This is a genomic window from Chryseobacterium gwangjuense, from assembly GCF_021311115.1.
In the GTDB taxonomy this organism is placed as follows: Bacteria; Bacteroidota; Bacteroidia; order Flavobacteriales; family Weeksellaceae; genus Chryseobacterium; species Chryseobacterium gwangjuense.
In genome coordinates this window covers 454,426-465,482 of the sequence record NZ_JAJTNP010000003.1, presented here as the reverse complement: position 1 = coordinate 465,482, position 11,057 = coordinate 454,426, and the positions used below count along the sequence as shown (strand labels likewise).

The 11,057-nt window shown below is 33.8% G+C and carries 11 protein-coding genes; 5 read left to right on the top strand and 6 right to left on the bottom strand.

Annotated features, from left to right (window positions below; translation table 11 throughout):
* Window positions 1-402: 402 nt before the first annotated feature.
* The 4 genes from LV842_RS08745 to LV842_RS08730 all read left to right on the top strand — a co-directional run bounded on the left by LV842_RS08745 (window position 403) and on the right by LV842_RS08730 (window position 3,890).
* Complete coding sequence (locus LV842_RS08745) at window positions 403-1,248, top strand: prephenate dehydrogenase (RefSeq protein WP_233111056.1); 846 nt, start codon at window positions 403-405, stop codon at window positions 1,246-1,248.
* Window positions 1,249-1,387: 139 nt separating this feature from the next.
* Window positions 1,388-1,654, top strand: a complete 267-nt coding sequence (locus LV842_RS08740; RefSeq protein ID WP_233111055.1) for a DUF2089 family protein — start codon at window positions 1,388-1,390, stop codon at window positions 1,652-1,654.
* An 18-nt stretch (window positions 1,655-1,672) separates the two neighbouring features.
* Window positions 1,673-2,245 (top strand): YIP1 family protein, encoded by a 573-nt coding sequence (locus tag LV842_RS08735; RefSeq protein WP_233111054.1) that lies wholly within the window; start codon window positions 1,673-1,675, stop codon window positions 2,243-2,245.
* 4 nt (window positions 2,246-2,249) lie between these two features.
* Entirely contained in the window at window positions 2,250-3,890 is a 1,641-nt protein-coding gene (locus LV842_RS08730; protein WP_233111053.1) for a serine hydrolase domain-containing protein, read from the top strand.
* 54 nt (window positions 3,891-3,944) lie between these two features.
* Here the strand turns inward: LV842_RS08730 and LV842_RS08725 are convergent, their stop codons facing one another.
* From LV842_RS08725 to LV842_RS08700, 6 genes are all read right to left on the bottom strand, one after another.
* On the bottom strand, window positions 3,945-5,363 hold the full coding sequence (locus LV842_RS08725; protein ID WP_233111052.1) for an L-serine ammonia-lyase: 1,419 nt from the start codon (window positions 5,361-5,363) through the stop codon (window positions 3,945-3,947).
* 157 nt (window positions 5,364-5,520) lie between these two features.
* On the bottom strand, window positions 5,521-6,162 hold the full coding sequence (locus LV842_RS08720; RefSeq protein WP_233111051.1) for an alpha/beta hydrolase family protein: 642 nt from the start codon (window positions 6,160-6,162) through the stop codon (window positions 5,521-5,523).
* A gap of 66 nt (window positions 6,163-6,228) precedes the next feature.
* Window positions 6,229-6,855 (bottom strand): YceI family protein, encoded by a 627-nt coding sequence (locus LV842_RS08715; RefSeq protein WP_039372854.1) that lies wholly within the window; start codon window positions 6,853-6,855, stop codon window positions 6,229-6,231.
* Window positions 6,856-6,933: 78 nt separating this feature from the next.
* The gene (locus LV842_RS08710; RefSeq protein ID WP_233111050.1) at window positions 6,934-7,500 is read right to left on the bottom strand and encodes a YceI family protein; all 567 of its coding nucleotides are present in this window, start codon (window positions 7,498-7,500) and stop codon (window positions 6,934-6,936) included.
* A gap of 145 nt (window positions 7,501-7,645) precedes the next feature.
* Window positions 7,646-8,695, bottom strand: coding sequence for a glucokinase (locus LV842_RS08705; RefSeq protein WP_233111049.1), 1,050 nt, complete (start codon window positions 8,693-8,695; stop codon window positions 7,646-7,648).
* A 114-nt stretch (window positions 8,696-8,809) separates the two neighbouring features.
* Window positions 8,810-9,373 (bottom strand): hypothetical protein, encoded by a 564-nt coding sequence (locus LV842_RS08700; protein WP_233111048.1) that lies wholly within the window; start codon window positions 9,371-9,373, stop codon window positions 8,810-8,812.
* A gap of 239 nt (window positions 9,374-9,612) precedes the next feature.
* Between LV842_RS08700 and LV842_RS08695 the strand changes: the two genes are divergently transcribed.
* Window positions 9,613-10,992 (top strand): DUF1800 domain-containing protein, encoded by a 1,380-nt coding sequence (locus tag LV842_RS08695; RefSeq protein WP_233111047.1) that lies wholly within the window; start codon window positions 9,613-9,615, stop codon window positions 10,990-10,992.
* The last annotated feature ends 65 nt before the right edge of the window (window positions 10,993-11,057 follow it).

The following is an 11,057-nucleotide window of genomic DNA, read 5'->3' as shown; positions in this document are numbered from 1 at the left end:
AGGCTCTTCTGCGCTTACTGAGATACTCTCGTTTTCAGTGGGGCAAAGATAGAACAACTATCCATTACAATCCAAACTTTATTAACCTTTAATTTACTTTTAATTCATATTTAATCCTAACTAGCTGAACAGGAGAGAGAAAAAGTTTAAATTAAAAAATCTAAAAGCATATTAAACACAAAAACACCCATACATTACTAATGAAATGATCAAAGTATACTATTATATAGGTCATCAATATCTACATTTGAAAAATATTTTATACCTTCGCCATATGATTTTTAACAACAAGACATATTATTATAGAATTTTTAACTCAAATATGGGATAAGGAATTCTTATGTATATATAATTCAAACCTCGTCCTAAGACGGGGTTTTTTGATTTTTAAAGTATAGAGAAATGAAAATAAGCATTATTGGTATCGGATTAATAGGAGGCTCGATCGCATTAAAATTAAAACAAAAAGGCATTGCAACATATATTTATGGAATTGATAATAGTGCACGACATCTTAATGAAGGTTTAGATTTACACATCATTGATGAAAAAACCAATCTGGAGGATGGGGTAAAAAATTCCGACCTCATCATTATTGCAGTTCCTGTAGACGCTACAAAAACGCTTCTTCCTAAAATTTTGGATCTGGTTACCGACAATCAGACGGTCATGGATTGTGGTTCTACAAAATCAGGAATCGTGAATGCAGTGAAGAATCATCCTAAACGATCAAGGTATGTTGCTTTCCACCCGATGTGGGGAACAGAAAACAACGGTCCGAAATCTGCTGTTGCAGAAAGTTTCTCAGGCAAAGCCGGAGTCATTTGCAATAAAGAAGAGTCTATGGAAGATGCTTTTGTATTAGTTGAAAACATCGTACAAGCTTTAGATATGCATCCTATATATATGAACGCGGAAGACCACGATGTTCATACGGCTTATATTTCCCATATCTCTCATATCACGTCTTATGCTTTAGCTAACACGGTGTTGGAAAAGGAACGTGAAGAGGAAACTATTTTTCAGTTGGCAAGTTCCGGATTTTCAAGCACGGTACGTTTGGCAAAGTCTCATCCGGAAATGTGGGTTCCGATCTTTAAGCAGAATAAGGAGAATGTTCTGGATGTTTTAAATGAGCATATTTCACAATTAAGAAAATTCAAATCTGCTTTAGAAAAAGAAAACTACGAATATCTGGGTGAACTGATTTCAAATGCCAACAGAATAAGAGAAATTCTTGATAAATAATAACTTACAATAAAAAGTAACTCATAAACTTCCCTAGCCGGAAGTTTTTTTATTTTATATTTTCAATTAATATTTTAACTTTATTAAAATAATATTTAATTTTATTCAAATTAACATTACATTTGTAAAAACATTTTCAATGAAACTACCTATTGTTTGCCCCAGTTGTGATCATACTTTACATGTAAGCCAGATGAAGTGCCCCAACTGCACTACAGAAGTAAATGGAGATTATGAGCTTCCGGTCATTTTAAAACTCAATCGTGAGGAACAGGAATTCATTCTCAACTTTTTCTTATCCAGCGGAAGTATTAAAGAAATGGCAAAACAGGCTGATCTCTCCTATCCTACTATGAGAAACAAAATGGACGATCTTATTCAAAAAATCAATGTATTAAAAAACTAAATCAAAAAAGCTCATAACATGAATTGGAAAACGATTTTCAACCCTTTCTCAAAATACAGCGAAAAACAGCTTCTTCTTGTAGGAATTTTATCTTTAGGAATCACTTTGGTTATTTGTCAGTGGTTCGGACTTCAGGTAGACAGTATTTTTCATTACAGATATGCAGATGAGAAACATTCACTCATAGAAAATATTGGTTTAAGTTTATTAAGCTACAGCATCGCCATTATCATCTTCTTTATCCTTGGAAAAATCTATAACAAGAGGGCGAGGTTTATCGATATTGTTAACACCATTTTAATTTCTCAGATTCCGGGAATATTCATTCTTCTGATCGGAGAACTTCCCATCGTTAACAACAGTATGGAGTCTGTAAGATTAATGGCAGAAAAAAATCCTGAAAATATTTCTCCTTTTGACCTTATTATTATTTGTATTTTCAGCTTTTCAGCTCTTTTACTGATTGCTTACGGAATAACTCTTTTTTATAATGGTTTCAAAACTGCTACCAATGTAAAGAACTGGAAACAGATCGTCATTTTCGCATTCTTAATTATGGTCACCACAATCACTTGTCAATTTATATTTTAAAACTATGAAAACCAAAATTTCATTTAGTCTCTTTTTACTAAGTATTCAACTGATTTTTGCCCAACAAATCACAGGATCCTGGAAAGGGGAATTAGATTTTGACGGAACTAAGCTTCCTATCATTATCAACATCGAGAAAGATAAAGATTCTTACAAAGCTTTGCTTGACAGCCCTGCGCAAGGAGCGGAAGGTATTCCTGCAGAAAAAACGTCTTTCCTCAACAATGAATTAACTTTAGAAATCTCAAGCGCGAATGCCTCTTATAAAGGTAAACTTGAAGGTAATAAGATTTCCGGCAGCTTTATTCAGAATGGGAAAGCTATCCCTTTAATTTTACAGTCTTATGATAAAAAGAATAATACAGATGAAAAACTTGAGGTTTTGAAATTAACCGGTAATCTTCAGGAAGGTTTGAATAAGATTGATGATTTCATTTCTTATTTGGAAAAAAACAATGCTGAAGCAGGTGAAATATCGATTTTCAAAGAGGGAAAAGAAGTTTATAAAAGAACTTTTGGTGAAGCAAGTCTTTCGCAAAAAGGTAAAACTACGTTTCAAATTGGTTCTATCACAAAATCGATGACTGCCATGATGTTGTTTAAGCTTATCGAAAAAAAGGAATTGAACCTTAATGATAAACTTTCAAAGTTTTACCCTAAGATTCCGAATGCTGAAAAAATAACGATTTCACAACTGCTTCATCATTCTTCAGGACTTGGAGATTATGTTGTTGGAAAAAACACGATGAAATGGCTGACAGAAAAGGTTTCTGAAGAGCAGATCATGAATCATATTATTGAACAGGGCTCTTTATTTGAACCTGGAACAAAAGTTCAATATTCTAATTCAGGATATTATTTACTAACAAAGATTTTAGAAAAAATCAGTAAAAAATCTTATGCAGACAATTTAAAGGAAACATTTGTACAACCTTTACAACTGAAAGATTTTTATACAGTCAGTCAAAAACCTGCAAACGTTTTCAGTTCTTATAATTATGCTAATACATGGGAATCTGTAAAAGATTTTGACTTCAATAATGTAGTAGGTGTAGGTGACATTGCCACTACTCCAACGAATTTAAATATCATCTTGAACGCATTGTTTGCAGGAAAGATTGTTTCTAAGGAAAGTCTTTCTGCCATGATGCCTAGAGAAGATCGATTTGGAATGGGACTCGCTTTGGTTCCTTTTTATTCCAAAATGTTTGTAGGGCACAGCGGCGGAACTTACGGAACCAATTCATTAATGATTTATAATGGTGAAGATGATATTTCAATTTCTTATTCTTTAAATGCTGACCGAATAGGAGCCAATAATTTTGTCATTGATATTTTCAGTATATTTTATAATAAAGAATTTAGTTTACCTACATTTTCAACTACAACAATTACCGAAACGGAATTGAAACAATATGTCGGAGATTATTCGTCTAAAGACCTTCCTTTGGGTATTAAAATATACATAAAAAACGGAGGATTATTTGCACAAGGAACCGGACAACCTGAATTTCCGCTGGAATATGTGGAAAAGAATCAATTTAAGTTTGATAATGCCGGACTAAAGATGACCTTCTTCCCGGAAAAAGAAGAAATGCAGCTGGAGCAAGGCGGCGGAAATTTTTTATTCAACAAAAAGAAGTAAATAAAAAACCTCAGATGTATTTCTGAGGTTTTTCTATTTAATATAAAAGTTTTCTTAACATTCCGGAACATTCACCGCAATGGCCAAACCTCCTTCTGAGGTTTCTTTAAAACGATCGCTCATAGCCAAAGCAGTTTCCCACATCGTCTGAATTACCTCATCCAAAGTCACTTTTGCTTTCGTAGGGTCACTTTCCAATGCAATATTTGCTGCAGTAATAGCTTTTATCGCTCCCATCGTGTTTCTTTCAATGCAAGGAATCTGTACTAAACCTTTAATAGGATCACAAGTTAAACCTAAATGATGCTCCATTGCAATTTCGGCAGCCATTAAAACCTGTCCTACACTTCCTCCTAAAATTTCTGTAAGTCCTGCCGCAGCCATCGCTGAAGAAACCCCGATTTCTGCCTGACAACCACCCATTGCTGCAGAGATTGTTGCATTTTTTTTGAATAAGGTTCCGATTTCACCTGCTACTAATAGGAATCTTACAATATCATCTTCACTTATCGAGTCTGTGAAAGCCTGAGAATACATCAATACTGCCGGAATTACTCCACTTGCACCGTTTGTAGGAGCTGTGATAATTCTTCCAAAGCTTGCATTTTCTTCATTTACGGCCAATGCAAAGCACGCAATCCATTTATTGATATTGGTAAAGTTCTCTTCGGCATCCACTACCTGCTGAAACCATTCGTCTTTATTTTTATAAACTTTATCGCCTAATAGTTTTCGGTTCATTCCGGCCGCTCTTCTTGTCACATTCAGACCTCCCGGAAGAATTCCTTCTTTATTTACCCCTTTATAAATACATTCTTTGATTTGCTGCCAAATATAAAGCGCTTCCTGTCTTGTTTCTTCCTGAGTTCTCCAGCTTTCTTCATTCATCAGAATTAAATCTGAAATTCTGTTAAGCCCGAGTTTCTCACAATACTTTACAATATCCGAACCGTGATGGCAAGGATACAGTGTTCTTATACATTGTTTTTCAATAGATTTTTTTTCCTGACTCATGATAAATCCTCCCCCAACAGAATAAAAATCCTGAACAAGCTCGGTTCCGTCTTCGAAAATCGCTTTAAAAATCATTCCGTTTGGGTGAAAATCAAGAGACTTTTTCATATTCAAAATCAAATGATGACCGTAGATAAAAGGAATTTCCTTTTCACCACCCAAATTCAGAGTCTGGGTCGTTTTTATTTTATCAATTTTCTCATCAATTTTTGTAGTATCGATTGTTTTAAAATCTTCACCGTTCAAACCAAGCATTCCGGCGATATCTGTTCCGTGTCCGATCCCCGTTTTTGCCAGCGAACCGAAAAATTCAAGGAAGACCTCCTTCACCTCATCAATTAATCTCTCCCTTTTAATAATTCTGATAAATGCAGAAGCTGCATTCCAAGGTCCCATTGTATGTGAGCTGGACGGACCTATCCCTACTTTAATAATCTCAAAAACCGATATTGATTCCATATAGAAAATTCATCATTTTATCCTAAACACAAAGATACACGATAAATTGAAAAGCAAAAGCCGAAGATGAAAATTCAGCTCCGGCTTTCCCGTAAAATATTTTTAATATCGACTCACCATTGTGAATTGATCATTTACCAAAACCAAAGAATAGTATTTAAATAAACTCCTCTTCCAAAATCCGAGAGACTTCTTTAAATTTCGTTGCAGGAAAAAGATGGGTTCCTCCTTTGACAATATAATCCGGCTTTGAATTTTTAATCGGAAAAACGATATCTCTATCACCCAATACCTGAACAACATTGGACGTTTCTTCAAATTTCCATTCTGAAATTTTTTCTACCGACCATTTCAAATAATATGGATCTTTTACTCTGAAGTATTGCCAAACTTTAGGATTTTTAGGATCAAAAAACTTTCTCAATACAGAATATGCCCTGGTTGTTTTTTCATTAAATAAACTCACCGGTAAAATTTTAGGGATTTTTGTAATCTCTCCGGCTCTTATCAATCTGGATTTTTCTTTATCCGATTTTATGCTTCCTAAAATCACTACTTTTTCAGCAGGCTTTAATTTATTAATTTCCTGTACCAAAATTCCTCCAAATGAATATCCTAAAAGATAGAATGGTTTCGAATCGTCTATTTTTTTTGCCATTCTCTGTATATACACCGCAAAGCTTTCCTCTTTTTCGGGAATCAGCCAGTCTATGAAAACAATTTCATGTTGTACAGGAAAACTTAGCTTTTCCAATACTTTAAAATCTGCTCCCAAGCCGCTAACTATATAAATTTTCATTCTACTAAAATAAAAAATATGGGCAACTTCTGAAAGCTGCCCATATTTAAATATTGTTAAAAAAATTTATTTCTTTTTTACCGGAACTCTGTTTTCGTTATCCAATTTCTCTGTAGAAATCTTAAACTGAATATCCATTTCATTTTTGATGAAGTAATCTTTTAATGAAGACTGATAGAATACTTTGAAATCTCTTCTGTTTAGAGAGAATTTAGCAGATTCAATGATTACAGTAAACTGAGTAATATATACATTCGCAGGGAAAGAAATTGTCTTTCTTACTCCTTTCAATGTAAAGTCTCCGTATACTGTTGAATTGTATGTTCCGTTTGCTAATGGTAAAATTTTAGTTAAATGAAACTTTGCAGTCGGGAATTTTTTAACCTCAAAGAAATTTGTGCTTTTTAAGTCGTTTGTAAGCTTTATCTGATCTTCTTCTGAAACATCTCCTGCCATTAAACTTCTCATATCAATGATAAACTCACCATCGATCAAAACCGTTTTATCGAAATTGAACTTTCCGCTTTTCAACTTTACAGTTCCTGAGTGTGAAGTCTCTTGAGTTTTCACTACTTTATAACCCCACCATCTTATTTCAGATGAAGTTACTTTGATCACTTTATCACCTTTTTTTTGAGCGAAAACAAATGACATGCAAACACACATCATAGCCAACAATAATAATCTTTTCATTCTTTTTTATTTACAATTCAACAAAAATAAAAAAAAGTGTAGAATTTCTACACTTTTAACAATCTTTTTTTGTTTAAATTATTTAGCAGTCACTTTTACAGTCATGTCGATGTCATCTTTCACAAAAACATCTTGCATGGTAGACTTGTAAGCAACATCAAATTTTTGTCTGTCAAATGAGAATTTATTAGACTCAATTGTTACCGCTCCGTTAGCAATTGCAACTTTAGCAGGGAAAGAAACAGCATTTGTTTTACCTTTTACAGTAAGATTTCCTGTCACTAAGCTATTGTAAGTTTTATCGTTGTTTTTCTTTACAGAAGTAATTTTAAAAGTTCCTGTAGGGAATTTTTCAACTTCAAAGAAATCTCCGTTTTTCAAATGCCCGTTAAGCTTTTGTTGATACTCTCCTGAAAGGTCTGTTGCGTTGATAGAGGTCATATCCAAAACGAAAGTACCTCCTACAACCTGATTTCCTTTTAAAACTACATTACCGGATTTTACTTTGATTGTTCCATCGTGAGAACTTGCCTCAGATTTAGCAACTTTATAACCCCACCAGTGAACATCTGATGATACTACTTTTTTTGTCTGCCCGAAAGCTAATCCACCAGCTAAAACTGCTAATAAAAATATTTTTTTCATTGAATTAAATTATTACTTGTTTATTTAACAGTGCAAATGTAGCTAACTTCCCTGATAGATTTCATTGATGTACATCAATAAAATCAATTATTTTTATGAATCATATCATCAAAAAAAAATCTCCGAATTTCTTCGGAGATCTTTTTTATTCTTGATAATAAGCTGTATAGAGCGCTGCTCCGTTTAATGCTGTATTATTATTCTTTATCAGGTAAATCGGAATGCTTCTCAGCATCTCTTCCATCTTATCACTGATTTTATATTTTTCGTAGAAGTTTTCTTTATTAATGTATTCTCTTATCGCCTGAGGAATATCTCCTGAAATCAAAAGTCCTCCGGTAGCTTTAAGCTTCAGCGCAATATTGTTTGCTTCTCTTGCCAAAAACTCTAAAAAGGTATCTAAAGCAATCTTACAAATAAGTACATCATCCTCCATCGCAGCTTTAAATAGTTCCTGAACAAAATTACCTTTCGTAAGCCTTTCTGCTAACCATTCAGGTTCAGGATGCCTTTTTACATCTCTTAAAAATCTATAGATATTAAATAACCCGGTTTTTGAAAGCACATTTTCCCAGCTTACAATTCCGTAAATATTATTTAAGAACTGGTAGAATTCCACCTCTACGTTAGTACGCGGAGAAAACTCGGAATGCCCTCCTTCTGAAGCAAAGGGTCTCAAATATTTCCCGTCAAAGAAATATCCGGCCTCACCCAATCCGTTTCCTGGTGCTATAATTGCAACATTTCCTTTCTCCAGATGGCCACTTGTATAAATAGGTTCTAAATCGTTGTCTTCCAAAAGTGCCATTCCGTAAGCAGAAGCTTCAAGATCATTCAGCATATCTGCTCTTTCGAAACCAAACTTGGCGATAATTTCTTCCTGATCAAGACTCCAACCCAGTCGTATTGGATGGCTCTTTCCATTCATTACCGGACCAGGAATTGCCATTCCTAATCGCTTTACATTTTCAAGTTTATTTTCCTGAATAAATTTTTCTAAAATTTCAGAAAAAGAAGAAAATGATTTTGTAGGATAATTGGTTTGAATTTTAATATGTAGCCCTTCATTGCTGGAAACAAAATAACCTAATGTTGTCACATCTTCACGAAGGCTTGCTCCTATAATTGAAACATTGTCATTATTACCATTTTTTACTCCTGGTAGATAAAGCGGAAATTTTGGATTTAAGTTCATAATCTCAAATTTTATCAAATATAATAATACTTTTTGTAAATTCTATAGGGAAAGAAAAAACCTTTTCACAAAATTGAAAAGGTTTGGTTAATAATTGCTTATATAATGATATAATTAATTTCCTAGCGGAATATTGTAAGAGAATCCTACTCCGATATTCCCCACATTATAGTCCTGTCCTGACAAATCTCCTTTATCTCCTACAAATACTTTCTGATATTGTACAAAGAAGTTCCAGTTTTGGTTGTGGTATCCTATCTCCGGTTTGATGTAAAAGCCACCATCCGGTCTGTCCACTGTAGAATTAGAAGCTACTTTATTATCACCAACCAAGAATCCGTATCCTAAGTCAGTTCCAAAATAAAATCCTGTTTGTTTCGGATAAATTCTGATTAATGCACCTACAGGAATTACTCCTACATCATTATTGGTATATCCGTTATTATCTTTTCCGAAATAATGAGTATATCCTGTTGCAATACCTAATCCGAATCCAGGTGTAATCAAATTCTGATAAGCAACATCAACACCTGCTGCTGCAGAAACGTTATCAGCAGGAACAGCCAAACCGGCATTCGCTCCTACTTTAATCATATTATTCATTTTTGAGTCCTGCGCACTTAATACACCCGCTGTTAAAATTCCAGCAAATAAAATTGCTTGTTTAAACATTTTCATAACTCTGATTTTTTAAATTTTACTACCCAAGAAGATGTAAAAATCGTGCCAAGCAAAGAAAAAATAATTATTTTAACACTTTTAAAAAACACAAAATACTGAATATCAAAAACTTAATTCAAGACAAAATTAAATACTTGTTTAACTCATTTTTTTCTAAAAAGTAATATTAAGAATTGTTAATCGTTTTTAAATTTAACCTATATTCTCAAAAAACATCCAAAAAACAAAGTATTAACATGGCTCTCTCATCACTCACCAACAACAAACATCTTCTGTGGCGCGCAGGTTTTGGCTCTGGAATCAACCAGTTTGAAGAACTCAATAAAAAAGACAATACAGCGCTAATTAATGATCTTTTTAAGGAAGAAACCTTCCAGTACATTAATTACGAAACACCCGATGTGGAAACTATCGACTACATGAATGATAAATCTCCTGCAGAAAAGAGAAAGGAAATTCAGAGGATCAATCGCATACAAAATGAAGAGCTCAACCTGAATTTTCTTGATAAAATGGTGAACAGCAAGGAACAGATGAGAGAAAAAATGGCGTTTTTCTGGCACGGCCATTTTGCTTCGAGAGTTCAAAATCCGAAATTCAACAGACAACTCTTAAATGTAATCCGGAAAAATGCACTGGGAAATTTCAGAGATCTTTTATTTGAGGTAAGTCAGGCTCCTGCCATGCTTAATTTTTTAAATAATCAGCAAAATAAGAAAGACCATCCCAATGAAAATTTTGCCCGTGAAGTGATGGAACTTTTCACAATGGGACGAGGAAATTACACAGAAAAAGATATCAGAGAGGGAGCCAGAGCTTTTACAGGATGGGGATTTGATAAAGAAGGGAATTTTGTGGAAAGAAAAAAGCTTCATGATGAAGACCCAAAAACATTTTTGGGGAAAACCGGAAATTTCACCGGAACAGATGCCTTAAATATCATCCTTGAACAAAAAGCAACTTCAAAATTTATTACCACTAAAATCTACAAGTTTTTCGTCAATGAGAATGTAGATGAATCTATTGTCAACAAACTAAGTGAAAGCTTTTACCAATCCGGTTACGACATCAAAAAACTGATGAAGGATATTTTTTCGAGCTCATGGTTTTATGACAAAAAGAATATCGGGAACAGAATAAAATCTCCGATAGAACTGATGGTCGGAATGATGAGAACGCTTCCGATGAATATTCAAAACCCGGAAAACCTTATTGTTTATCAAAAATTGTTGGGACAAATGCTTCTTTATCCACCGAATGTTGCGGGGTGGCCAAACGGAAAATCCTGGATCGACAGTTCTACTTTGATGTTAAGATTACAAATTCCTCAGATTTGGTCAGGTTTGCGCCCGCTTGATTACAAGCCAAAAGAAGATGATGATTTGGATATGGGATTGAAAAACAATACGAATACTTTAACAAAAAGTTTTAAAAATCCGAATATCACCATAGACTGGGCCAGAGTAGAAAAAATTTTTAACGGAAAAAATATTGAAGAGTATTTAATTCAAAATTCAAAATCATTGGACATGAATTCCGTGAAAAATTTCTCAGACAATAGTGTTAAAATGAATGTTATTAATCTAATGTCAACACCGGAATATCAGTTAATGTAGTTTTAGGTAGCAGGTAGTAGATTTTAGCAGATTGTTAAAGTCGCCTGAATCACCTGTAGCCTATC

Bases quoted from the DNA above. Each gene is read 5' to 3' on its own strand.
- LV842_RS08745 (WP_233111056.1), top strand. From the start codon at position 403: ATGAAAATAAGCATTATTGGTATCGGATTAATAGGAGGCTCGATCGCA.
- LV842_RS08740 (WP_233111055.1), top strand. From the start codon at position 1,388: ATGAAACTACCTATTGTTTGCCCCAGTTGTGATCATACTTTACATGTA.
- LV842_RS08735 (WP_233111054.1), top strand. From the start codon at position 1,673: ATGAATTGGAAAACGATTTTCAACCCTTTCTCAAAATACAGCGAAAAA.
- LV842_RS08730 (WP_233111053.1), top strand. From the start codon at position 2,250: ATGAAAACCAAAATTTCATTTAGTCTCTTTTTACTAAGTATTCAACTG.
- LV842_RS08725 (WP_233111052.1), bottom strand. From the start codon at position 5,363: ATGGAATCAATATCGGTTTTTGAGATTATTAAAGTAGGGATAGGTCCG.
- LV842_RS08720 (WP_233111051.1), bottom strand. From the start codon at position 6,162: ATGAAAATTTATATAGTTAGCGGCTTGGGAGCAGATTTTAAAGTATTG.
- LV842_RS08715 (WP_039372854.1), bottom strand. From the start codon at position 6,855: ATGAAAAGATTATTATTGTTGGCTATGATGTGTGTTTGCATGTCATTT.
- LV842_RS08710 (WP_233111050.1), bottom strand. From the start codon at position 7,500: ATGAAAAAAATATTTTTATTAGCAGTTTTAGCTGGTGGATTAGCTTTC.
- LV842_RS08705 (WP_233111049.1), bottom strand. From the start codon at position 8,695: ATGAACTTAAATCCAAAATTTCCGCTTTATCTACCAGGAGTAAAAAAT.
- LV842_RS08700 (WP_233111048.1), bottom strand. From the start codon at position 9,373: ATGAAAATGTTTAAACAAGCAATTTTATTTGCTGGAATTTTAACAGCG.
- LV842_RS08695 (WP_233111047.1), top strand. From the start codon at position 9,613: ATGGCTCTCTCATCACTCACCAACAACAAACATCTTCTGTGGCGCGCA.